Below are 24,210 nucleotides of genomic sequence, written 5' to 3' on the forward strand. Positions count from 1 at the left end.
AATGTTCGATCGCAATATCACAATTCTGGTAAAATGTAAAAACAATTAGCAGAAAGTCAGAAAATGGAACTCGCAGTAGAATGTCAAAAGCGGGCAGAAGGCAGTAAACCTAACGCCCTGCGCCGCTCTGGATTGATTCCCGCCGTCCTCTACGGGCACAAAGGCTCTGAATCCATTTCCCTTACCATCAAAGCCAAAACAGTTGAACACCTGCTCAAAAAGCACGTAGTCAACAATACCCTAATTGACCTCAGCATTCCCGACCTCTCTTGGAGCGGAAAAACCTTGCTCCGGGAAGTTCAAGTTCATCCTTGGAAGGGCTATCCTTACCACCTGAGCTTTTTCTCCGTGGCAACTCAAGACAGTCTGGAAGTTGAAGTGTCGCTGAATTTTGTCGGCGAACCCGTCGGCGTCAAGTTAGAAGGCGGCATTTTGGATACTGTACTGACGCAACTCGCAGTTAAGTGCAAACCTGACAGCATTCCTGAAGCAATTGAAGTAGATATTTCTCATTTAAAGGTTGGGGATGCGCTGCACATTCACGAATTAGTTTTGCCTGCAGGAGTGGTAGCTCTCGGCGAACCAGATCAGGTGGTTGTTAGCGTGCTGGGAATTCAAGCAGGTTCTGAAGCAGAAGACGCAGAAGAAGACGCAGCCGCAGCAGCTTAATTAGTAATTGCTAATAGTTGTTAACTAATTAATTGTTGAAAAAAAAGGGCGATCGCTTTCTCCCAAAAGGGCGATCGTTTTTTGCTAAAAAGGCTATTCTAATTTGGGTTCGATCGCACTTACTCTACTGGGCCTTGAATCTGCTGTCGCACCCATTGACTAAAATCAATCTGTGCGGCAACTTCATCGATGAAAGCCACTTCTAGAAACTGGTATAAATCCGTTTTTTCAATAATGGGAAAAGTCGGAGATCGATCGCGCTCAACATAAGCCCCATCGACTAATTGCAGAATCCGCCATACCCGCCCGTTAAACCGCCAAAATTCCGGCACGCCTATACTGGCATAGAGTGTATTTTTATTGATATCGGTATGGGTAATATCTACTTCCACGACTAAATCCGGGGCGGGATCGACATTCAAATTAACCAGGCGATCCGCCACTAAGGCATAATTCTGGATGTAATACCCATTGTCAGGCTCGGCGCTCTTGAGGAGGTCTTCGCGATCGAGCGTAGTCGATCCCATCGTCTTGATTTTCATGCCCATCTCCACCACAAGGACTCTAATAAAGAGTTCAATCAAGCGAGCAGAGCGTTCGTGTTCTTCGAGGGGCATGGTGATTTCTAATACTCCGTTATCGTAGCTAAAACGGGCGCGGGTGCGCTCCATCAGCAAACTTTGAATTTGCTTGAAGGCTTGCCAATCGATATCGCGAAAGGTGAGGCGCTTTTCACCGACAAGTTGAGGTGGTGGCTCTAACAACATCAAAATTACCGCAATTTAAGCGAAAGTTGACAAAACATTTGCTGTTAATTATTTTAATATATTTCTTCAATAAGTCTTGTGGTGCAGGCATCCTGCCTGGGATCGATTTTGGTGCGTGAGGAACTATTGCCGCTGGAACTTCGTCTGCTGCACTATCGACTTTCTCAAGTTTCTAGAGGTACAAACCAAACCTCGAAAATCCTGACATCCGCCGAATCAGGCATCCCTCATGGGGGGTGAAAACCTGTATCTGCGGTGCAAGCACTAGAATGCCGGGAAAAAACCGAGGCGGAGGTGGTCGATCGCTTTTTTGCCGGAGTTGCGCGCTCGCGATCGTATTCTGCTATTGTTGAAGCTTTGCATCACATTCTCGACAGCTTTGGTAAAACGGCAATTGTTGGCGTCAAACCGCTGTATAATTGTGAAACATTTTGAATCCTATAATTTACTTGCTACTTGTGGAGCCGCCGCCCCTATGCCATCAACAGTCAGTACAGAATCAACAGCGGTTCAATTTAACCAACAGGGAGAAACATACTTATCCCAAGGAAAAATAGAAGAAGCCATCGCCTCCTGCGAGCAAGCTTTGAAGATTCACCCCAATTTTGCACCGGCTTACAAGACTTTGGGCAACGCGCTGCAAGCTCAAGGCAGGATGGAAGAGGCACGGCACTGGTACGCTAAAGCGATTGAAATAGAACCGAATTTTGCGGAAGTATACGCGAATTTGGGCAGCCTGGGCGCGCAGCAGCAAAAATGGCAGGAGGCGATCGGATTTTATCAAAAGGCGCTCGCGATTAAGCCGAATTTCGCGGGAGTGTACCGGAATTTAGCAAAAGTATTCGGACAAATTGGCAAACCGGAAGAAGCCCAGCAGTGCTGGTATCAAGCATTTAGTTTGGAACCGGAAAAAGTAGCGCCGGGGGAACACTTGAATATGGGCGACGCTTTTTTTCGGCAGGAAAAATTCCCCGAAGCGATCGCCTGTTACGATCGCGCCATAAAATTAAATCCTAATGTGGCGACGGCTTACCAAAATTTGGGCGAAGCGCTCAAAAAACAAGGCAAGTTAGAGGAAGCGACAGCATATTATCGCAAAGCTATTGAACTGAACGCAGCTAATGCGAGAAACGGCAGCGAGGGAAAGGAAACTTTGGCGGGTGCAAATGGAACAAACGGTGCAGTTAAGCAACAGCCCGCAGCAACCGCAGTTAAGCCACCAGTGCAGCAGGCAGTTCAGCAGGCAGTTAATCCGCCAGTTCAGCAGGCAGTTAATTCTACAATTAATATAGAAGATCCAGAAGCATACAAAATACTAGCAGAAGGCTATTTTGCTCAGGGCAAATTGGAACAGGCGATCGCAGCTTGCAAGAAGGCGCTGCAAATTAAGCCGGAAGCGCCGCTTTACAAAATGCTGGGCAACGCGCTGCAAGCTGGCGGAAAAATTGATGAAGCTAAAAGTTGCTATGTCAAAGCAATAGAAATCAACCCAAATTTTGCCGAAGCTTACGCTAACTACGGCAGCATTTGCGCGCAGCAAGAACAGTGGCAGCAAGCGGTTTCTGCTTACGAAAAGGCGATCGCCCTGAAACCGGATTTTGCAGGTGCTTTCCGCAATTTTGCGAAACTGTTGACGCAGTTAGGCAAGCCGGAGGCTGCTGCTGAGGCTTGGTATCGAGCATTTGCGATCGACCCGAAGTCTGGCACCGCTGAGGAACACGAGAATTTAGCCAAAACTTTGATCGAGCAAGGTAAGGTAGATAAGGGAATTGACTGTTACCGGCGCGCGGTTGAGTTGAACCCAAATGCTGGCGCAGCTTATCACGAATTGGGCGAAATTCTTAAGGGTCAAGAACAGTGGGAAGCGGCGGTAGATGCTTACAGCAATGCTATTAGAAACAATCCCGATCTTTCTTGGTCGCACAACAATTTAGCTGAGTCGCTGGTTAAGTTGGAACGGTGGGAGGAAGCTGTAAATGCTTACCGCAAGGCGATCGAATTAAATCCTGATTTTAGCTGGTCTCACAACAATTTAGCAGATGTATTGCTGAAGTTGGAACGGTGGGAAGAAGCTGTAGAGTCTTACCGGAAAGCAACAGAATTAAATCCAGATTTCAGTTGGTCGCACAACTATTTAGCAGACGCGCTGATTAAACTGGGAAGGTGGGATGAGGCAATTTCGGCTTACCAAAGGTCGATCGAACTCAATCCCGACCATTTTTGGGCGCACAACAATTTAGCAGAAGCGCTGGTGAATTTGGAACGGTGGGATGAGGCAGTTGTTGCGTACCGGCGTGCTAACGAAGTTAATCCGAATTTCTTCTGGTCGCAGAGCAAGTTGGGCGACGTGCTGCTAGAAATGGAAAGCTGGGAGGAAGCGATCGATGTTTACCGACGCGCGGCCGAGTTGAATCCTGATTTTCCGTGGACTTATTACAACATGGGAACGGCTTTTGAGAACCTGGAACGGTGGGATGAGTCGATCGCCGCTTACCGCCGCGCTGCGGAAATTCAGGCGGATTTGCCGTGGCTTTCGCAAAAGTTGGCTGATGCTTTGAGGATGCGATCGCAGTGGGATTTGCGGGATGCGATGGGTTTGTACAGAAAGGCGATTCAGGGGAATCCTGATGACGTGCAGTTGTATCACAAGGCGCTGGAGATTGCGCCGAATGATGCTGACCTTTATGTTGAGTTGGCTAATGCTTTGGTGCGGCACAGTTGGCCGGATGGGGCGATCGTCTTTTATCAGATGGCGTTGCAGATTCGGCCTGAATCTCCGGAAATCCGCCAGCAGTTAGATCGGGTATTGGCCACAAAAGAGCCAATTAAAAACCAGTCGCCCGTGGAGGTATTGAGTACGCCTAAAAGCCATGAACCAGTGAGTACAGGCGGTATGATCGTTAGTGAGCGCGTAGAAGATAGACATGTTGAGAAGGACGTGCGTCTTATTGCTTTTTATCTGCCTCAGTTCCATCCGATCCCAGAAAATGATTTGTGGTGGGGTAAAGGTTTTACAGAGTGGACTAAAGTTACAAAAGCTCAACCTTTATATCAAGGGCATTATCAACCTCATCTTCCAGCAGATCTAGGATTCTATGATTTACGCCTGTCGGAAGCCAGAGAAGCACAGGCAGCACTAGCAAAAGAGTATGGGATTTTTGGCTTTTGCTATTATTATTATTGGTTCGCCGGCAAGCGCCTGCTTCACCGCCCTCTAGATGGAATCTTGGAAACAAAGAAACCGGATTTTCCATTCTGCGTTTGTTGGGCGAATGAAAACTGGACAAGACGCTGGGATGGAGCCGAACACGATATTTTGATCGCGCAAGACCATGCTCCAGACCAAAATAAAGCTTTTGCCGAAAGTTTAATTCACATTTTGCTTGATGAGCGATATATTCGCATCAATGGCGAACCCTTACTCATTGTCTATCGCAGTGATATTTTGCCAGATCCTATCCGCCTAACAGAGCAGTGGAGAGAGGTTTTCAGAAGAAATGGTGTCGGAGAAGTTCACCTTTGCCTCGCAATTACTTGTTTTTCTGGTTATGTAGACCCAGTTAGTGTCGGCTTTGATTCTTCGTTGCAGTTTCCACCGCACGGAGTCCCGGCTCGGGAAATTCCCCCCTCAGAACTTGTTGGAATGCGAGGTGATTTTACCGGAAAAATGTATGACTATCAAGACGCTGCTATCAATATGGTGTCGTCAAAGCTTCCAGATTTTAAAATGTTTCCCGGAGCAATGACTGCATGGGACAATACTGCTCGCAGAGGAAGTTCAGCTCATGCTTATATTAATTCTAGCCCCGACGCTTACGAGTTTTGGCTGCGCGGTTCGATCGAGAAAACCAAACAAAGGTATTCAGGCGATGAACGACTGGTCTTTATTAATGCTTGGAATGAATGGGCCGAGGGCGCTCATCTAGAACCCGATCAGAAATACGGACACAGCTATCTTTTAGCAACTCGCAACGCTCTTGCTGGTACGCACAGTTGGCAAACAACTATCAAATTGTTGCGTTGTCTTCCCCCAGAATATCTACATCCATCGCTGGAAGAGTTGGAGAAGAGAATCGCAGCCAAAGACCGATCGCTCGAAGCCATGTACAACCTTCTTAAACAGACAACAGTACACGAACTTTTCGATCCCAAAGCAGAAATATGGACGTGGCTGTAGATCCAGACAAGCTGGACATGGCTAAATTTTGGCAAACTGTAAAACTATTGCTGGTACTCACTGGTGCAAAACAATCACCTTAATATTTCTGGATTGCCTCTAGTCTCGATCGTTATTCCCTGTTACAAACACAAAGATTTTATCAAGAGGTGTCTGGATTCAGTTGCTGCTCAAACCTATGAAAATTTAGAGGTGGTAATTATTGATGACTGTTCTCCCGACGGTTCATCAGATGAAATAGCACGTTTAATTCAAAGTGTTAGTTGGGAGTCTAGGTTTCCCAACCGCACACAATTTTATCCATTCACCCAGAATCAGGGTGCTCATGCTGCTATTAATTACGGCATAACGCAAGCAAAGGGAAATATTATTGCAATATTAAATTCGGATGATACATATCATCCGCAGCGCATCCAATTGATTGTTAAGGAAATGCAGGCTAAAGGGTGCGAATTTGCATTTAGTCGGGTGCAGTATATTGATGCCGATGACAGGATTGTCACCGAATCTCATCCTCAAGCTCGCAGTTATTTCGCCGCTCAAGAAACAATCAGGCAGTTTCCCTCAGTGGGATTTGCGTGTTTCACATACAATGTAAGTATATCAACAGGAAATTTTGTTTTCACTAAAGAGCTTTTTAACCGCGTCGGTCACTTTAGTAATTATCTGTACTGTCACGATTGGGACTTTCTCCTTCGGTCGATCGTACATACGGAACCGCTGTTTTTAGAGCAAGACCTGTATTACTATCGCTTTCACGGGAAAAACTCTTTTGAATCTTTAGGATCGATTGGCTCTCAAGAAACCCACAAAATTCTTACGGCTTTTATCGCGCAGATACGCAATAGTTTGCCGCCAAATCGCTTGGCTCCTTCTCCATTCAATTGGCCTGACTTATTTGAATTATTCATTCATTGGTATGGCTACGATAAATTAAACACCTCTGGGTGAGTAGTTGGCTAATATGCCCACAGTGTCCGACACTGTGAGCATATTAGTATCAGCGATCGCCCAGATGTTTTTGCATAACTATCAGTGATTGCGGGATGACCGTTGGATCGTAGGTGAAATCGCAGAAATCAAGATATTTAGTCCACTCTCGCTCAATATACTTCTGGGGAATTACAGCTTCTCCGTAGAAAGATGCGTCGCGAGGGCCTCCGCCCCCTGTGGGACTATATAAAAACTTACCGCTGTCGTAGTCGGCAAAAGCAGCCTCAGTGTCCACAAATGAGTGAGCTAAGGCATGATGCCAATTATTAGAACTATTGCTCTGGTTTCGGAGCGTGCGACAAAGTTCTATAAAACTGCGCGCCTGAGTAGTGGCGACGAGGATACCTCCTGGTTTTAGTATCCTTGAGAACTCTTCAATCCACTGAATGTGAACCGATTCCGCCAAGTGAGAGAAGACGGAGTAGGCGTAAACAATGTCGAAACTGCCCTCAGAAAATTCCAAAGGAGGCAGCGGTTTGATGGCGCTGTAGTGTCCGTGTCCGACTGTTTTGAGACAGAGGTCAGTCATCTCTGAATCGACATCAATGCCATAGAGATTGTCTGCGGTGACATCTTTTAGGAAAAAACGAATTATCCGCCCCCATCCACAGCCAAAATCTAGAACTCGACTATCCCGCCCTAATTTCCGCCCCAATTTCCCTGCATACCGTTTGATTTCAGAATAGAAATTAAACGCTTCATTAAGAGCCTGTGACCCCGACATTCCAACAAACTGACGCTGAAGTTCTTCGGGCGGAAATCCCGGCATTTCAATGCCGTCTACGATACCGTGATCGAGGCTTTTAAGCAGTACCTCCAACCATTCGCTATCGCTCATGCCAGACGTATAAGTTAAGATCGCAGCGTTAGTGCTTCCCGATGCAACAACCTCCGGTTTTGAAGGAGCGATTGTTACCAGCGGATGTCTGATAGACGCTTCGGATAAATTCGTCGTCGATACCACCTGTAACTGCTGCCCTGTCTGGTAATCTTGAGACTCGAAGCGTTGAGATTGCTCTTGAACTTGATGTCGCAAAGACTGGTATTGCTCCAAATCTGCCTGAATCTGCTGCAATCGAGCCTGAGAAAGCTTTATCTCTGCCTGAATCTGCTTTAAACGTGGCAGATTCTGCCGAAATCTCACCCCTGCTATCGGCACACTGTTTCCATCTGAGAAGACAGCTTCAATAAGTAACTCAGCTTCCTCTGGCAGTTCGCTCACTCCTACTTCTGTCGAAAAGCCACAGCTTTCTGAACGGGCTACATTGGAATAAATTTTAGCTACATCCGGGCGAGGATTATTAGCAGCCAGTTTTTGGATGAGTGTGCCACTGCTGATTACTTTAACGGCAACTACTGGGCACTTTTTACCCAATACCCAACCATAAACAAAAATCTTGTCTGTCTCACTCTGTAACTGCTTCCGTGGGCTGTCTATATTAAAGCCCCACAGCAATTCGGAATCTTCTACGGATAACAGGACAACATCCAGAATTTCAATTGAAGCTGATTCAGTCATTTTATTTCTCGCTTGTAACTTCGTTAGGAGCTAGGAATTAATCCTTGATTTTAATTGAAAAGTGCGACTTTTTTAGAGATCACAGACTGCTTTCGCTCAAGCCCCACCTGAATCTGTTGCAGCTTCTGCTGCGATAACTTCAAATCTAGCTCGTACTGTTCCCAGGAATTAGATAGATTTTTACGCTTAGCTCTCAGATACAAGGCTGTTTGATAAAGTTCTAGATCGGATCGGTTCATAGCTATTAGCTTATTCAGCAGCTTTTTGTCCTCCAATGCTTCTTTTAAATGCTCTAGATAGTTAGGATACTTGTTTTTATTAAAAACCTCCATTTTAAAATCCGCCCAACCTAGCATCTGGTTCAGTTCGGCTAAATCATCTTGAAAAAATTCTTGAACACCAACAAAGTAGAAATCAGTTAAATCCACATCACGGCAATAGAAATCAGCTAAAGGACTGACGAAGTTTCTAGCCCTCATTTCTGCAAATTCCAACAGACCGATGTTTTTTCAACCATATACTTATGTTCTTCACTAAAAAAAACATTTTTTTCGGGCTGAGACTTCCAAAAAAAATAACCTGAAATGAATTGAATAATTGGATTTCTCAGCCAAATTATTCTTTTTGCTGACGAGAAGTATCCCTTGTATTTTCTTGCAGCAAAATGACCATGAATCACCTTAACTTGCGGTTGAACAAACAATTTCGCCAGACTACTTTCTAAATTTTCCCCTTGATAGTCAGAAAAAACTTGCAGCTCGCCGTAAACCTGTTTTAAAGCTCTCCCAAACGTTCCTCCCGCTGTTTTGTGTACGTGGACTGAGATGATTTCAATTTGAGAATCCAATGATAAATTCTTCATTATAACATTGCAAATGGGGTTCTGGTTTCTGGCTGCTGGACAGGTGTTTTATTAATTAGCAACAACAGATCTAAGAGCAGTTATACTCCGTATAAGCCGTATCCACTCCGCTGAGTTAGTCAGGGAGTAGGTATTAAATTCACAACCTTTTTCTGACGATAACTTCGTAAAAGTTTCTAGCCAGTTTACCACTGTTTCGGTGCGCGATAAAGGCGTACATTTCAAAGATTGCTGCAAGCACTGAGCCATAGCAGTCATATCACCTTTGCCGTAAGCATACCAGGCATCCCACAACAGGAGTCTATACTGGACATGGGTCTGTGGTTCGGTCTGACTCGCTAGAGCTTGCTGAAATCCTTCCCGATCTAATACTGACTGAGCTTGACGCAGTTGAGAGTAAGATTGTTCCAATACTGCCTGAGTCTGATGCAGTTGAGAATGAGATTGTTCCAATACTGCCTGAGTCTGATGGAGTTGAGAGCAAGTCTGTGCTAGTTCGGCTTTAGCTTGAGCCAGTTGAGAGTGAAATTGTTCTAGTTCCGCCTGAGTCTGGTGCAGTTGTGACTGAGATTGTTCCAATTCTGTCTGAGTCTGTACTCGTTGAGCTTCAGCTTGAGCTAGTTGAGAATGAGATTGTTCCAATTCTGTCTGAGTCTGGTGCAGTTGTGACTGAGATTGTTCCAACACTGCCTCAGTCTCATGGAGTTGTGACTGAGATTGTTCCCATAGCCCGTGAGTCTCATGCAGTTGTGACTGAGATTGTTCCAACACTGCCTCAGTCTCATGCAGTTGTGACTGAGATTGTTCCAACACTCCCTGAGTCTCATGCAGTTGTGACTGAGATTGTTCCAATTCTGCCTCAGTATCGTGCAGTTGGGATTGAGATTGTTCCAACACTCCCTGAGTCTCATGCAGTTGTGACTGAGATTGTTCCAACACTCCCTGAGTCTCATGCAGTTGTGACTGAGATTGTTCCAACACTGCTTCAGTCTGGTGCAGTTGAGACTGAGATTGTTCCAACACTCCCTGAGTCTCATGCAGTTGTGACTGAGATTGTTCCAATTCTGCCTCAGTCTGGTGCAGTTGAGACTGAGATTGTTCCAACACTGCCTCAGTCTGGTGCAGTTGGGATTGAGATTGTTCTAACACTGCCTCAGTCTGGTGCAGTTGGGATTGAGATTGTTCTAACACTGCCTCAGTCTCGTGCAGTTGAGACTGGCATTGCATTAAACTTACCTCAGTCTGATGCAGTTGAGACTGAAAATTTGATAAGAAAGCCTGAAGTTGATAAACCTCAGATTGTAATTCTGAGCATCTGATATCCTTCAACTCTAAATTAGAATTCCATTGATTTAATTGAGCTTGCGTCTCCTTTTCAAGTTCTATTAAAACATCATCCCGATCGTCAATAAAAATTGAATCTAACTGTTTTTGTGTATTATTTATTTCATCCGAACATACGGCCACAAAATAGATGGGTTCCTGTAAAGAACAAAATTCTCTTGTGAGTTCATCTTTTTTGCTTGTGTAAGAGCTAATAGTTGAGGGAAGATTATTGGGTGACAATGGAAAGACAAAAGAGCCTATTGCTAGCCTCTGCCCATATAGCTTAACGTTTTTGAAATAACGACTTAGTAAACTTACGAATTGATATTCGTAGGGTTCTTTTACATGAAATTGATTATTAGGATTAGCGGAGGCTGATTGGGGATTTTCGGAATAAGTCAAACGATTAGGGGCGGAAATCACTAAAACCCCTCCCGGCTTCAAGACTCGTTTAATTTCTCGCATCATTTCATCATGCTTGTCGTGATGCTCAAGGGTTTCAAAAGATGTTACTATATCAAGAGATTCACTAGAAAGAGGAATAGCATCGCAAGAGCCGACAACAAACTCTAAATTGGCAATATCTCCGTATTTATTACGAGAGAAGTTGACACATTCTCTGTCAATATCTACACCGATAACCGAGTTGGCAACTTGAGATAAATAAGCACTTCCATATCCCTCTCCCGATGCTATATCAAGAACTGATTTGCCTTGAACAAACTCTAGTGCTAAAGCATAGCGATGTAAATGCTCATACCGGATACGACCCTGTACTGTAGGAACGTATCTTTCTCCTGTAAATCCCATTTCCATCATCGGATATACCTCTTTAAACTTTTAGTTCTAGCTAATTCATTGATTTTACGCCAACCAGTGCTTGAGCGGCGGGATATTCTAAGGAATAAATTCTGCATTCGTCGAATCCTGCTTGCACAAGCTGTTTCCAAGCATCTGCTCCATATTCAGTATAAACTAAAAGATCGGATTTGTTTGACCCACTCTCACCATGATAGCTAGGGAGTAAGCCTTCCCTTGTTCTGGTTAGTCTGCCTACTACTATAGGTATGGTAAAACAGCAAAAACCACCGGGCTTCAATACTCGCAGGCACTCCGACAAGGCTTGAATCGGATGGCGCACGTGTTCTAATGTATCTGAATGTACCACTAGATCATAGGACATATCGGGGAAAGATAAGCACATTAAGTCAACTTGCGGATAGGATGCCAAAGTATGATTAGGGTTCAGAGATAAGTATTGCGTTAAACTACCTGCTTCATTAATCTCAAGTATTTTCAACTGCTGAATCCTAGGAAGCTTAACAAAGTATTTAAATAAACCACCATAATTAAAGCACTTCATAATTGCTTTAGCCAGAGCCATAGACCGTAAGTTAGCATGACACTTAATACAGTGTAGACCTTGCTGGCGATTGATATATTCAACTTCGTAGCTTGAGAGACCCCACTCATTAATCAGTGAATCCCATAAAACAGAGGAATGTGTCATTTCCCCAGAGCCACAACAACTGCATATCTTTACTGGCTGTAGTAAGGTCATCTGGGTTCTTAAAACTTAATATTCTTGAATGTACGAGTATGTCCAGGTATTTTTATTTAATACCTACCAAAATAGCTCTATCTACTTTGTTATATTGAAATTCTTGAACTTGATTGTTGGGGTAAAGTTGAATAACACTTTTAAATCCAAGTTTTCTAAGGATTTTAATAACAGCAGATAGGTTAGGTATTAAGCTAAAAACATTGCCAGTAGAAGCTAATGGATTTGTTTCTTGCTGTTCATCGTAAACCACAAAGTATTCTTCTCCTTCTAAGTATTTTCCGGGAACTCCCCATCCAAAAGATATTGCTTTTTGTTGACTTTGACATAATTGTGTTTCCACAATCAAAAACTTTGAAGTCAGGTCTGCTGATTTTCTGAGCAACCCAATTGGATTTTCAACATGATAAATAATTCCCAATAAAAAAACTAATTCATAAGTATCACGAGTCTCAAATTCAAAGATATCAGCTTCTCTAAACTCGCAATTTTGGTACTGTAAAGCACGCTGGATAAACAAAGCCTTTTCTATATTTTCTTTTCTAACATCTAAGCCTAAAGCAAACTTACAGCCGTGTTTTAATGCTTCAAAGGCAAAATATCCTTCATTGCAGGCAATATCTAAAACAGAAGCAGATTTGTAATCAAAGGAAACACTGTCTAAAAATGAAAATATCATTGAATGTCTAACTTTATGGACTTGGTTTATAACATCTGTATAGACAGGGGTTTTTATCCCATTACCCAAATCAAATTCATACATCCACTGACCATACTTCGTCAGTTCATTTTCTAGCAAATTTATACCTCCCGCTAATTGCCATTTCTCAAAACGCCGTCGCTGTCGCGCCAACTTTATCATCGCCTTACCCGCATTTCCCCGACCCACAGCAATCTCCGTCGGTCGATAAAGACTCCCATTGATCGCGCTATGTTCCCACCAATGTAGCCCAGAACAAGCAAACGCCTGGGCTACAAAATGGGATACACTATAGTGTACCCTAGTCATGATCGCGCTTTTGCGTCGGTGGCAATGGTATAAAACCGTTAGTGTCACGACTATACCAGACGTCAAGCCACTTGACAAGGTGTTAGCAAAATTATATTATAAGCAGGTTGGTGCTGGAGTAATTACCCGATTAAGTATGGCATTATATTATATAACGAAAAAGTAATTTAGCAAAATGAACGAGCAAAACGCTGTGACCGAATTCGACAAGGGCAATCAACTTCTCCAAGAGGGAGAACTAGAAGATGCGATCGCAGCTTATTGCCGTGCCATTGAGTTAAATCCCGCCAACTCATGGTTTCACCAGCAGTTAGGGGAAGCTCTAGCCAAACTGGGACGATGGGAGGAAGCAGTCACAGCTTTTCGCTGCGCTATAGAACTCAAGCCGGATTTTTCTTGGTCTTACCACCATTTAGGAGATTCCCTCGCTCAACAGCAAAAATGGGAAGAATCGGCTGTAGCCTTCCGCAAAGCGATTGAACTCAATCCCGCACATTTTGGGACTTTTGTGGGCCTAGGTAATACTTTAGCAAAACTGGGTCAATTTGATGAAGCGATCGCCGCTTACCGCCGTGCAAGTGAACTGAACCCTGATGCTGATTGGATTCATCATGCCTTGGCAAATGCACTGGAAGAGCGAACTCAGTTGGATTTAGCAGAAGCGCTCGCCTCCTACCGCCACATGATAGAACTCAATCCAGACAACGTGGAAGGCTATCACCATCTTTTGCAGATCCAACCAGATAACTTAGGAGCCTGGTTGCAGTTGGCCCAAGCTTTTGTAAGACAGGAACAGATGGAGGAAGCGATCGCAGCTTACCGTCGCGCGCTCGAACTCAACCCAAAATCTTTTTTATTGCACCAGCAGTTGGGGAAAGTTCTGGCAAATCAGGGGGATGTAGCAGAAGCGATAGTCTCCTACCGCCACATGATAGAACTCAATCCAGACAACGTGGAAGGCTATCACAATCTTTTGCAGATCCAACCAGATAACTTAGAAGCCTGGTTGCAGTTGGCCCAAGCTTTTGTAAGACAGGAACAGATCGAGGAAGCGATCGCAGCTTACCGCTGTGCTGTCGATCGGAACCCAAGCTCTGGGAAAGTTTATCACCAGTTGGGTTCTCTTCTCGCTCGTGAGGAAAAATGGGAAGAGGCGATTGTTGTTTACCAGCAGGCAGTTGAATTTTCCCAAGATTTGCCACAGACTTACTACTTGTTAGGAGAATCACAGGCAAAACTTGGCGATCGAGAAGAAGCAAGTCGTTGTTACCGCCGCACCGCAGAACTGTTAGAAGGAGAAGGGAAGATTGACGAAGCGATCGCCGCTTATCAGCAGGTAGTTCTTCAGCAGCCAAGTGTAGCGGACTACTTGAATTTGGGGATGCTTTTATGTCAAAAATACCGCCTAGAGGAATCATTAAAATGCTACCAAAAAGCCTTAGATATTCAACCCGAAGAACGAGATAGTTGCTTTAATTTAGCCAAGCTCTTAATTCAGGAAGGTTTCCTTAATGAGGTGATGGCTTGCTACCATCAAGTATCTAACAGCGATTCCAGCCATGCGGGTGTTTACCATCAGTTAAGTATAAATTTGGCTAAACAAGGTTTGATAAATGAAGCTTTAGTTTGTTTCCAACAGACTCCGCAAAGACACCCTAGTGCTGGTGAAGTTTGCGAGTATATATGGAAGGGATTGAATCAATTAGGCCCACTGGATGAGACCAGTGTTTATTGTCAAACGGAAATTCAACTAGCGACAGCAGAAACCCACTTTAGAGAAACCAGCCAATGTACTGTGTTCGCGATCGACTTTTTAGCCGACTCCGCTAAGATATTTCTTGAAAAATCTGGGTTTTCCATCTCCAACCTAGAATTAATGAGCCGGGATGATATAAATTTGGAAGAAATATACATTAACAATTTTCATCAAAATCAGAGGGGCCATCTCGCCAGAAAAGTTGAAAAAAAACTTTGGGAAGGATTAGGACATCCCGATGTTACACAAGGTCTTGATTTTCAACAGAGCATGGTAGAAACCGGTTATATTTATTCAATTTGCCCTATTAGCGGAAGAATTGTTAGATCGAATCAATCATTTAATTTTGGCGATACTAATATTGTTTATCGTTTTATAGGAGTCAATGTTTTCTATTTAATCGTTGGCGGATGGGGGGGCAGCAAGCGTTCTATTTATTTTCCCCATTTGGAGATAATCTTGATCCGGGGAAAGGATTGGTGGGCTTTACAAACGAGTCAAAACACTATAAACACCTTGAAAAGCTGTGTTGCTAGTTATTGGGTGTTGTTTAAATCTTATATTAATAGCCAACAAAAAAAAGAAACTGTAGCTTTGTCTGGATTTATCGCTAATATTGGACATTTTTTTTGGAATGATATGTCTGGCCTTCAAAACCTATATGAAAACGGAATACTGGAAAAAATAGATAAGTTTTCAGTAGGACTTTATGAGTATTTCAGTATTGCTAATATTTTCCCGGAAATCCCTCTAGAAAAATTTATTCATCCTGCTAAAACTGGCATCGATATTTTCAAAACTATCATGTCAAATAATTATTTTTGCATCAGACCGACTGATTTAGTGGTCACAGAAAAGTTAGCAAACCGACTTATTCAGGCTTCTTTGAAAAGATGTTCTTCAGCTTTCTTGCAAGAGCTCGAAAGAGTAAGACAACATTTCCCGATTATATGGGTTGGCTGTCGCTATCGTAGTAGAATATGGGTATCCCAAGTAGAGGGAACAGCAAATCTTATTAAGAGTTTGTACTCTGAATTTCCCAATTTAGCAGTTGTCTTTGGAGGCTGGTCTCCCAAAGAAAGTGAAGAAGCGACCCCCGAGGAAATTTCTCATTTAAAAGCACCTATTAAAACTTTTGTTGAGGAGGTTTTAGATATTCTTCCTACCTACATTCAAACTTACAATGCTTTCGGTCGTCCCAATTATGAAAATATTTTGTTATGTAACGCCATAGACTTATATATTGCTACATTAGGTAGCGAAACTTGTTATCTATCCATGATTTCCAACAAGCCAGGTATAATTCATGCCAATACAGGTTTTCCTGGGTATGTGGTGGAACCTCTATATGTAGAAGCAAGAGAAAACTGTATACCACCTGTAGTGATTGACAGCAAATACATTGTCGATCAGGATAAGTCCAATCACATGACTCGCAACTATGATTGCGACTGGCAAGTGATTTACAATGAAGCTATTAAAATTATATATAACTCCATTATAAGTCAAGCCGAAGGCCACAGGAGATAAGCTTCTCGACAAAGAGGTAGATAAAGTTTACTCCGATGAGTAACTATCTCAGATCCAAGGAGAAATGCACGACTAATTTCTTTGTTGTTTAAAACATTATCAATAGCTACAACTCCAGAGCAATATGCAACTGTTTTTATAGCTGTTAAGCAGGTGTCATAGCTATCCAAGCTGTCAAGAAAAGCGAAGCAAAATTCCAAATTTTTTATTAAGTGGATAACCTCTTCAGTTAATGCGCCTAAGCATATAATTGACACCACATCGGCGTAGGGTTCAATATCAGCTAATAAGGTTTCTTCTAAATTAGGGGAAATATTTTTGGTCTCAGCTTTTTCTGCTAAACCCACAATAAATAATCGCCGATTATATTTTTGGGCAACTTGGGCTAGTTTTTTTGTAGCCTCTGTTCTCGGAAAACCAAGCTGAATCAAATCACCACTCCATTCCTGAGTACAGTATTGAGCGATTCGGAAAATTCTTTCACTTTGGTAAACAGTGCCGAACTCCGGTTTCTCTTTAGTGGTTTCTCCTAGGATATTTAATAATATATTTACTCGGGCACCATAGCAAGAATTTAGAGAGGGCTTTTCTAATAAATAGTAATCACTGCGAAGAGCAAACTTAATACGTTTAGCTAAGTCTGAGAACTTAACCCCTTCATAATTGATTAGCCTTGATGATGCCAACTCCAAGACAGCATTATCTCGATATCTTAGTAAAAGCTCTCGATCTATTTCGTGGACAACTTCAATTGAAGAGATTCTATTTTTCCAAAAAAGAGGTAAATCTTCTAGACAATATCTAGAATCTACACCATATACAGCATCATGTGCATAGTAATCTTTTATTTTAGGATTAAAATGAACATAACCTGGCTTTCTTTCGTCGGCACAATACAATATTTTAATGTCATTTTCAAAGAAACCCTCAGGAACGTATAATGGCGGACATAAATTTAAACCAATATTTACATGAGTATAAGCATCAAAATGTCTGAATAATTCCCGATATGGCACGATAGTAGTAGTAGGTACTCTCCTCACCCCTGGCACCCAATCAGGTTGGACAAGATGAGTATCTCCATAATCTACTTCACACCATAGATATTTCAGCCAGTTCTTATTAACAATATATATGCTATCATTAACGCTCCACTCTTTAATTACACAGTATTGTTCGGTATCTTCTATGATTATTCCGTTATGAGGATCGGGGGGGAAAATATTATAACTCGGTTTAGCACTATAAGCTAAAAACTCTGGCCAATGAGAAAGTGCACAACCCACATAAGGATGGTCTTGGGACAAAGATGTAAGTTTAACTCCCAACTTATAAATTAAATCAGTATCATAGTCAATAAAAACGTGATTGTCCTTACAACAAAATAAAACTAAATCATCATCTTCAAAACTAAAGACTTCTTCCATAGCTTCTCGCCATTCAGACTGATGAGTTAGGGGGAATTCATAAACTGTAGGATTTTTAAATAAAGAGTTAATCCATGATTTTATTTCTTCACGACGGCTTTGATAGCTAACATCCAAACCATAGTAAATAATTACATGACTCCATTCTATAACTGAGTAACTTGCTAAAGTGTATTTAAACACAGTGAGTCTGTCATAGGAATCACCATAATGACCTCGATGGTATTTGACTCGATTATCTGTAATAAAAACATTGAGAAATAAGATCACTTGAGTTGCTCCTCTTTATATACACCTAAAACAGTTAGTTAGCCAAATACACGGTCAGAGTTAAAATTGTTTAATTTTTACAATCACGATTAAGTGCCTGCTGTCTCAACTCCATCCAAAAACAACAATCGCCTCCCCGATCGCTAAAGAAGCTGTAGCCGCAGGCGAAGGAGCATTACAAACATGAATTGCTTTCTCACCTCTGACTAACAAAAAATCATCCACTAATCCACCATCTTTTGTCAAGGCTTGGGCTCTAACGCCTGCATGGGTGGGAACCAAATCATCAGCTTGCACTTCAGGAATCAACTTTTGTAGACTCCTCACAAAAGCAGCTTTACTGAAAGAGCGAACCATTTCTTCCAGACCAACTCCCGCATATTTAGCGGCTAATTTCCAGAAACCAGGGTAGGTGAAAACTTCAGCTAAGTCGCGCAGATTGATGTCCGTTTTCTGGTAGCCTTCTCGCTTAAGGCTGAGGACAGCGTTAGGGCCTGCATGGATGCTACCGTCAATCATGCGCGTAAAGTGAACTCCCAAAAAAGGAAAATTGGGATTGGGGACTGGATAAATCAAGTGCTTGACCAGGTAACGCTTTTCTGGTCTCAATTCATAATACTCTCCCCGGAAAGGTACGATCTGAACTTGCGGGTCAACTCGACCGAGTTTGGCCACGCGATCGCTAAACAGTCCGGCACAATTAACTATAAACTTAGCTGGGAAGGAACCTTGACTCGTTTCGAGTACATAACCCTGCGAAGTAGGCACGATTGCGATTACTTTAGTAGATAGCCGAAGTTCACCACCCCTACTCGCAACCAGTTCTGCATACTTTTGGCAAACTTGCCTATAATTCACAATTCCTGTACTTGCAACTCGGATACCTCCTAAACAACTGATATGAGGTTCAATTTCCTTAACTTCTTCAGTAGTAACTTTCTGAATATTCAACCCATTAGCTAAACCCCGTTCGTAAAGGTTCTCTAAAAGAGGCAATTCTTCCGAACTTGTTGCTACAATCACCTTTCCGCAGATTTCATAATCAATCCCATGCTTTTGACAGAATTCACTCAGTAAATGATTTCCCTCCCGGCACAATTTCGCTTTTAAACTACCCGGTTTGTAGTAAATGCCGGAGTGAATCACCCCACTATTATTTCCAGTTTGGTGTGCCGCCCAAGTTGACTCTTTTTCTATCACTAAAATTCGGGCATCGGGATTGCGATGACCTAAAGCCATTGCTGTCGATAATCCGACAATTCCGCCACCAATCACGGCGAAATCATATTGCTCGGTACTAGAAAAATCAGAAGATACCATAACGATAATTATTTAAAAATATTGACAGGTTTAAACCTATCACTACCCGATCCAACTCCGGCTGCACAGACTACAAGTTTTAGGGTCAATTACCTCATCTCCCCAAAGAAGATGAGGTAATTGAGCAAACTATAGCGGTTCTCAGATAAATGAGGTATACAGAAACCCTGTATTGTCAAGCTTTCCAGGGCAAAATTCGTACCTCACCTTTTTGAGAAAGGCTATATCTAAACAGTCACTAATAGTTTCCGTTCTAGTTTGTGAGAAGCCATCTCCCGAATATGTGCAGCCGTTTCTGGCCCAAACTTCTGAGTAATCATCTCCAGATACTTCGGACTACTAAAATATATCTGGAAGGCATTATCTCGGAAGCGCAAAACTTCAGATGCAGGCAAATACTTAGTAGGTAGCGGTAAGGTATCTACAGAATGCTGAGAATAGCCACTCCAACTTTCCGGCAACTGCCACCCTTCCTTAAGAGCCATATTGTACAATTGGGAACCCGGATAAGCCATCGTCGAGTAAAAATTAGCAAACTCGCAATTGAGATCGAGAGCTAAATCTAGCGTCTCCTGCATCGTCTCCAAGTCATCTTCTGGCAAGCCAAAAATGTAATTACCAATTACATTTATGCCAGCCTCCCTAACTTTTTTAATGGTTTTGTAAATATCCTCTTGACCAACACCTTTCTGTACGTCGTCCCGCACGCGATCGCTCGCAGCTTCAATCCCAAAAGCCAGCCAATTAAAACCAGCCCGTTTCAGCTTGTCCAGCATCTCATCCCTGACGGTATCTACCCGCGCGTAAGCCCAGATATTAAGGTCGTAACCCCGCTCAATAATCAAGTCACAGATACCCAAAACGTGCTTGGGATTAAGCACGAACATTTCATCCGCAAACTTGATATTCCGGACCCCATATTTATTCACCAGAATCTCAATTTGGGAAATGACGTGTTCTGGACTCCAAAAGCGATAACTATTGGTAATGTCCCTATATCCCAACTCTTTCTCACCAGTCTTAAACGGTGCTTGGATGCAGCAGAAACTACAATGGAAAGGACAGCCCAAAGTTGTGTAAATAGCCGCGTAAGGTTCGCGGACGAGACCGTCAAAACAGTGCCAATTGTGCGCCCGATACTTCTCCATCGGCAGCAAATCCCAGGCAATTCCGGGCATTTTTTCTTCTACATCCATCAGCAGGGGTGCGGGAGGATTTGCTTTAACTTCCTTGCCTTCCCAATACAACAAACCGCGCACTTTGCTGTAATCTGGCGCGTCTGATTTTAGGGCTGCCAGCAGTTCCAGCATTGTATAAAGCCCTTCCCCGGCTGCAACAAAATCAGTTTCTTCCTCCCGCAGCGATCGCTCCGGCAAAGCTGCGACGTGACCACCAACTAAAAGTACCTTTAAATCCGGTGAAATATGCTTGATTGCGGTGCAAACTGCACTAGCTCCCGGCATTACTTGGGTAGATGCTGAGGGTTGTTGGCCGTATACAACTACAGCCGTCAAAACAGGGTTTAACTCAGCTATTTTCTCTGCCGTTTCCTGCGGACTTAACTCCTCGGCAGTAGCATCGATAATATTAACTGAAAAGCCGTGATTCCGAACGAAAGTTGCCATTAAGCCAGCCCAAACAGGCGGCTCGACGGCAGCTAGGGTAGAGCTGAGAGACTGGTAGATTTTGGCTCGATTCCCAGGGTTGACGAGTACCAAATCCAACTTATTTTCGATAGTCATTATTGCCTCCAATTTTTGCTTTACTAAGACTACTGTTTGTTTAAAAGAGAACACAATTCCATAATTTTCTCTTTTTCCAATCCCGGATAATTGCCAATGTAAAAGCCGTAAAAATGGACGTGATCTACTTTAGTAAAGTTAGCCAAATCAGCCTCACCAAAAAGCTTTTTCAAATAAGGCTGGCGCAACTGATTGCCTCCCCCCGCTGTCCCCCTGCGGAACTCAACGCCTTGTTCGCGAAGTGCCTGCATCACCTTGTCGCGGAGCGCGGTGTCTGGCTGTTTCAATATCAGCGTAAAGGCGTAATTACAACTACCTTCGGTTTCAAAATCAGTCTCGTACTTGTCAGGGTCTAAGTTTTGCAGGAACAGTAACAAGTTCTCAGTTCTAATTTTATTGTTGTCATCCAGCCGCTTGAGTTGCGATCGCCCAATCACCGCATTAATTTCTGTACTCCTGACATTATAGGCAGGAAAAGCAAAAATAAAGTCGGGATTGAGGTCAGGATGCTTATCATAATATGACTGTTTCAACTCATCGGAAGTTGACTCCCGTACCATGCCGTGAGAGCGGAACATCCGCAGCATTTGGTACAGGTTGCTGTCATTGGTACAAATCATGCCCCCTTCTATTGTACTCATGTGATGAGCGTAATAAAAAGAGAAATTAGACATCAGCCCAAACGCTCCCAATTTCCGCCCCTGAAAAGTTGCCCCGTAGGACTCGCAGACATCTTCAATCAGGGGAATGTTCCGCGCCTCTAACTCATCTAACAAGCTTTGATTTAGGGCATTGTAACCGAGGACGTGGGTTAAAAAGACGGCTTTCGTCTGCGGGGTAATTTTCTCAATTACCTGGTCAATATCCATGCCCAGCGTGCGGGGGTTGATGTCAACAAATACAGGCTTTAAACCCGCTTGAATTACTGAGGCGATATCGGATACCCACGTCAGTGTCGGTACGATGACTTCCCCTACGCCGTAAGTCTCTCGCAGGGCGCACATTGTCACCTGGTTAGCTGAGGAACCAGAATTGACAAATACGCTATACTTGACTCCGAGCCATTCTGACCATTCTTTTTCAAAGGCTTGCACCTGCTTAGATTGGGTTAAAATCGGGTCATCTTGCTGGAGAAAGGCGATCGCCGCATCTAAATCAGCCCTTGTGATGTTATTTTGCATCAAAGGCATTTTCAGGTTTTTGTCAGACATCATTGGTGTTTTCTGCATCGTTAAAAAGGCCCCTTAAATTCAATATCTTTCAAATCTGCCCGCTCTACAGGCAACCAATCATTATTGCCTTTTACTAACTCGTAAGCCGCACCAGCAATCGTGCGACCATTAGGATAGAAATGCGCCTCCAAACTAGGAGTTGTCGGACAAGTAACGGGGGCAAACCCCATGCGACGCACCCGCACATCGCACACCCCTTGCAACCGTTCCGTTACCTGGGCAATAATTTCAGCACTCGCCCCGCAAGCTGTCCAATCACTATCTACGACGCAAAGTTTGCCAGTTTTACGGACTGATTCAGCAATAGTATCAATATCCAAAGGACTTAACCAAATCGGGTCAATTACCTCAGCACTAATACCCACTTCTTCCAAATAGCGTTGGGCCCGCAGGCACTCAATTTGCATATAAGAAATGCCAACTAAGGTGATATCTTTGCCGACAGCAGTGATCCGGGCTTTTCCCGGAAGTACCGTATAAGCCGACTCCGGCACCGGCCCTTTTTGGAAGTGCAGGATGCGGTGTTCAACATAGATCACTGGGTTGCCGTCGCGGATGGCGGCAATTAAACAGCCTTTAGCATCATAGGGCGTTGTTGGTGCCACGACTTTGAGACCGGGAACGTGCATAAAAAAGGAGTAAAGTCCTTGAGAATGCTGTGCTCCCTGCCCCCAGCTTTTGCCAATCATCGCCCGCACTACCAGTGGTACAGATACTTGTCCCCCGTACATATAGTGCATCTTGGCGGCCATGTTAACTAACTGGTTCATGGACAACATTAAGAAGTCCATGCGGATGTGAACGTGAATGGGTTTCAAACCGGCTAAAGCCATGCCGATCGCCGCACCAGTCATGGCATCTTCTGACAACGGTGTGCCAAATACTCGTTCGTGTCCGTACTTTGCCGGCAACCCTTTCACTGTTCCCTGAATTGCTTTCGGATCGTCTACATCTAATCCAAATAAAATTACAGAAGCATCGCGATCCATTTCTAAGTCTGTTGCTTCTCGCACTGCTTCTACATAGCTAATTTCGCGATCGCCAATGGTGACTGTTTCTGTTACAGATAGCGGCTTGACTTCTGATTCAGCTACAGCATCACTGGCGACCTTTTCCTTGAAAACATCCTTGTATAATTCAGGGATTTCTGGGAAAGGACTAGCTTCAGCAAACTCAAAGGCAGCTTTAATTTCTACTTCTATTTCCGCTTCTATTTTCTGGCGTTCTTCTGGTTCAACCAGTTCTGCTAAACGCTTTACTTGGTCATTTTTAATCCAAGGTTCTGCCTCTTCTTTCGTGCGGTAGCCTAAGTGATAATCTTCATTCGGCCCGACGTGCTCTTTCCAGCGGTAGGTCATGCACTCAAAGAAAAATGGGCCCGGTTCGCCGTTTCGCAAAGCTTTAGCAGCAGCGCCAATTTTTTCATAGATAGTCAGAGTGTCATTGCCTTCTATTTTTTCTGCCGGGATGCCGTAACTGCGGGCGCGATCGCAGATATTGTCCAACTTCTGCCGTTCACGCTGGTGCGTATGAATTGCATAGCCATTATTTTCGCATACAAAAATCATCGGCAATTTTTTGAGAGCCGCCCAGTTCATGCTTTCAGCAAACACACCTTCATCTACTGCGCCGTCGCCGAAAATACTGACAACAATAGAGTCTTGTGGCTGATGTTTTAGTGCGTAAGCATAGCCGATGGCGTTCGCGATTGTTGTCCCGACAACCGCTGACGATCCCATCACATTTGCCGCCAGGTCTATCATGTGCATAGAGCCGCCTTTGCCCTTCGCACAACCTGTTGCTTTTCCGTACAATTCAGCAATCATTTTATTTAAGTCGCCGCCCTTAGCTAGATACAGGGCGTGGCTTCGGTAAGTGCCAAAAACTACATCATCCGGTTGCAAAGCTTCGCAAATGCCAACGGATACCGCCTCTTGACCAATAGAAAGATGAACGGGACTTTTGATTTTATCCGTTGGATAAACTTTGGCAACTTCTTCTTCTACTCGGCGGATGCGGTACAGCGATCTGTAAAACTGACTGTACATGA

17 protein-coding genes are annotated in these 24,210 nt (G+C 43.6%); 5 read left to right on the top strand and 12 right to left on the bottom strand.

The genetic code is table 11. The features are described from left to right. Window positions 1–63: 63 nt before the first annotated feature. A complete protein-coding gene (locus tag QT973_RS05715; RefSeq protein ID WP_333057110.1) occupies window positions 64–669 on the top strand; it encodes a 50S ribosomal protein L25/general stress protein Ctc in 606 nt (201 codons plus the stop codon). 119 nt (window positions 670–788) lie between these two features. On the opposite strand, the gene QT973_RS05720 is transcribed toward QT973_RS05715, so the two are convergent. Then, window positions 789–1,436 carry a Uma2 family endonuclease gene (locus QT973_RS05720; protein ID WP_333057111.1) on the bottom strand — a complete coding sequence of 216 codons (648 nt, stop codon included), beginning with the start codon at window positions 1,434–1,436 and terminating at the stop codon, window positions 789–791. 255 nt (window positions 1,437–1,691) lie between these two features. Between QT973_RS05720 and QT973_RS05725 the strand changes: the two genes are divergently transcribed. The 3 genes from QT973_RS05725 (at window position 1,692) to QT973_RS05735 (ending at window position 6,564) form a co-directional block, all read left to right on the top strand. Then, a complete protein-coding gene (locus tag QT973_RS05725; protein WP_333057112.1) occupies window positions 1,692–1,871 on the top strand; it encodes a hypothetical protein in 180 nt (59 codons plus the stop codon). A 40-nt stretch (window positions 1,872–1,911) separates the two neighbouring features. Next, window positions 1,912–5,613, top strand: coding sequence for a glycoside hydrolase family 99-like domain-containing protein (locus tag QT973_RS05730; protein ID WP_333390857.1), 3,702 nt, complete (start codon window positions 1,912–1,914; stop codon window positions 5,611–5,613). A 63-nt stretch (window positions 5,614–5,676) separates the two neighbouring features. Further along, window positions 5,677–6,564 (top strand): glycosyltransferase, encoded by an 888-nt coding sequence (locus QT973_RS05735; protein WP_333273388.1) that lies wholly within the window; start codon window positions 5,677–5,679, stop codon window positions 6,562–6,564. 49 nt (window positions 6,565–6,613) lie between these two features. On the opposite strand, the gene QT973_RS05740 is transcribed toward QT973_RS05735, so the two are convergent. The 6 genes from QT973_RS05740 to QT973_RS05765 form a co-directional block, all read right to left on the bottom strand. Beyond that, window positions 6,614–8,125, bottom strand: a complete 1,512-nt coding sequence (locus tag QT973_RS05740; protein ID WP_333273391.1) for a methyltransferase domain-containing protein — start codon at window positions 8,123–8,125, stop codon at window positions 6,614–6,616. A 50-nt stretch (window positions 8,126–8,175) separates the two neighbouring features. Next, window positions 8,176–8,619 carry a hypothetical protein gene (locus QT973_RS05745; protein WP_333273394.1) on the bottom strand — a complete coding sequence of 148 codons (444 nt, stop codon included), beginning with the start codon at window positions 8,617–8,619 and terminating at the stop codon, window positions 8,176–8,178. Continuing rightward, the gene (locus tag QT973_RS05750; protein ID WP_333273397.1) at window positions 8,601–8,987 is read right to left on the bottom strand and encodes a sulfotransferase family 2 domain-containing protein; all 387 of its coding nucleotides are present in this window, start codon (window positions 8,985–8,987) and stop codon (window positions 8,601–8,603) included. Before QT973_RS05750 ends, QT973_RS05745 begins: the two co-directional genes overlap by 19 nt. 51 nt (window positions 8,988–9,038) lie before the next feature. Next, complete coding sequence (locus QT973_RS05755; protein WP_333273400.1) at window positions 9,039–11,132, bottom strand: methyltransferase domain-containing protein; 2,094 nt, start codon at window positions 11,130–11,132, stop codon at window positions 9,039–9,041. A 31-nt stretch (window positions 11,133–11,163) separates the two neighbouring features. Then, window positions 11,164–11,823, bottom strand: coding sequence for a class I SAM-dependent methyltransferase (locus QT973_RS05760; protein WP_333390862.1), 660 nt, complete (start codon window positions 11,821–11,823; stop codon window positions 11,164–11,166). Between the two features lie 103 nt (window positions 11,824–11,926). Beyond that, on the bottom strand, window positions 11,927–12,883 hold the full coding sequence (locus QT973_RS05765; RefSeq protein ID WP_333273407.1) for a methyltransferase domain-containing protein: 957 nt from the start codon (window positions 12,881–12,883) through the stop codon (window positions 11,927–11,929). 175 nt (window positions 12,884–13,058) lie between these two features. On the opposite strand from QT973_RS05765, the gene QT973_RS05770 reads away from it, so the two are divergent. Next, the gene (locus QT973_RS05770) at window positions 13,059–16,169 is read left to right on the top strand and encodes a tetratricopeptide repeat protein (protein WP_333273410.1); all 3,111 of its coding nucleotides are present in this window, start codon (window positions 13,059–13,061) and stop codon (window positions 16,167–16,169) included. On the opposite strand, the gene QT973_RS05775 is transcribed toward QT973_RS05770, so the two are convergent. From QT973_RS05775 to QT973_RS05795, 5 genes are all read right to left on the bottom strand, one after another. Next, window positions 16,145–17,866: a hypothetical protein gene (locus tag QT973_RS05775; protein ID WP_333273413.1), complete on the bottom strand. Its 1,722-nt coding sequence runs from the start codon at window positions 17,864–17,866 to the stop codon at window positions 16,145–16,147. The two genes, QT973_RS05770 and QT973_RS05775, sit on opposite strands and share 25 nt — an antisense overlap. A 105-nt stretch (window positions 17,867–17,971) precedes the next feature. After that, window positions 17,972–19,186, bottom strand: coding sequence for an L-2-hydroxyglutarate oxidase (gene lhgO, locus QT973_RS05780; protein WP_333273416.1), 1,215 nt, complete (start codon window positions 19,184–19,186; stop codon window positions 17,972–17,974). Window positions 19,187–19,413: 227 nt separating this feature from the next. Next, the gene (locus QT973_RS05785; protein WP_333273419.1) at window positions 19,414–20,928 is read right to left on the bottom strand and encodes a B12-binding domain-containing radical SAM protein; all 1,515 of its coding nucleotides are present in this window, start codon (window positions 20,926–20,928) and stop codon (window positions 19,414–19,416) included. Between the two features lie 29 nt (window positions 20,929–20,957). Beyond that, window positions 20,958–22,142: a DegT/DnrJ/EryC1/StrS aminotransferase family protein gene (locus QT973_RS05790; protein ID WP_333390867.1), complete on the bottom strand. Its 1,185-nt coding sequence runs from the start codon at window positions 22,140–22,142 to the stop codon at window positions 20,958–20,960. Window positions 22,143–22,159: 17 nt separating this feature from the next. Continuing rightward, a complete protein-coding gene (locus tag QT973_RS05795; RefSeq protein WP_333273424.1) occupies window positions 22,160–24,208 on the bottom strand; it encodes a thiamine pyrophosphate-dependent enzyme in 2,049 nt (682 codons plus the stop codon). Window positions 24,209–24,210 lie beyond the last annotated feature (2 nt).

It is taken from the genome of Microcoleus sp. Z1_A1, assembly GCF_036700305.1.
Lineage (GTDB): Bacteria > Cyanobacteriota > Cyanobacteriia > Cyanobacteriales > Microcoleaceae > Microcoleus.

What these genes read in the sequence shown, in the direction of transcription:
- QT973_RS05715 (WP_333057110.1), top strand. Translation starts at nt 64, where the DNA reads ATGGAACTCGCAGTAGAATGTCAAAAGCGGGCAGAAGGCAGTAAACCT.
- QT973_RS05720 (WP_333057111.1), bottom strand. Translation starts at nt 1,436, where the DNA reads ATGTTGTTAGAGCCACCACCTCAACTTGTCGGTGAAAAGCGCCTCACC.
- QT973_RS05730 (WP_333390857.1), top strand. Translation starts at nt 1,912, where the DNA reads ATGCCATCAACAGTCAGTACAGAATCAACAGCGGTTCAATTTAACCAA.
- QT973_RS05740 (WP_333273391.1), bottom strand. Translation starts at nt 8,125, where the DNA reads ATGACTGAATCAGCTTCAATTGAAATTCTGGATGTTGTCCTGTTATCC.
- QT973_RS05750 (WP_333273397.1), bottom strand. Translation starts at nt 8,987, where the DNA reads ATGAAGAATTTATCATTGGATTCTCAAATTGAAATCATCTCAGTCCAC.
- QT973_RS05755 (WP_333273400.1), bottom strand. Translation starts at nt 11,132, where the DNA reads ATGATGGAAATGGGATTTACAGGAGAAAGATACGTTCCTACAGTACAG.
- QT973_RS05760 (WP_333390862.1), bottom strand. Translation starts at nt 11,823, where the DNA reads ATGACACATTCCTCTGTTTTATGGGATTCACTGATTAATGAGTGGGGT.
- QT973_RS05765 (WP_333273407.1), bottom strand. Translation starts at nt 12,883, where the DNA reads ATGACTAGGGTACACTATAGTGTATCCCATTTTGTAGCCCAGGCGTTT.
- QT973_RS05770 (WP_333273410.1), top strand. Translation starts at nt 13,059, where the DNA reads ATGAACGAGCAAAACGCTGTGACCGAATTCGACAAGGGCAATCAACTT.
- lhgO (WP_333273416.1), bottom strand. Translation starts at nt 19,186, where the DNA reads ATGGTATCTTCTGATTTTTCTAGTACCGAGCAATATGATTTCGCCGTG.
- QT973_RS05785 (WP_333273419.1), bottom strand. Translation starts at nt 20,928, where the DNA reads ATGACTATCGAAAATAAGTTGGATTTGGTACTCGTCAACCCTGGGAAT.
- QT973_RS05790 (WP_333390867.1), bottom strand. Translation starts at nt 22,142, where the DNA reads ATGATGTCTGACAAAAACCTGAAAATGCCTTTGATGCAAAATAACATC.
- QT973_RS05795 (WP_333273424.1), bottom strand. Translation starts at nt 24,208, where the DNA reads ATGTACAGTCAGTTTTACAGATCGCTGTACCGCATCCGCCGAGTAGAA.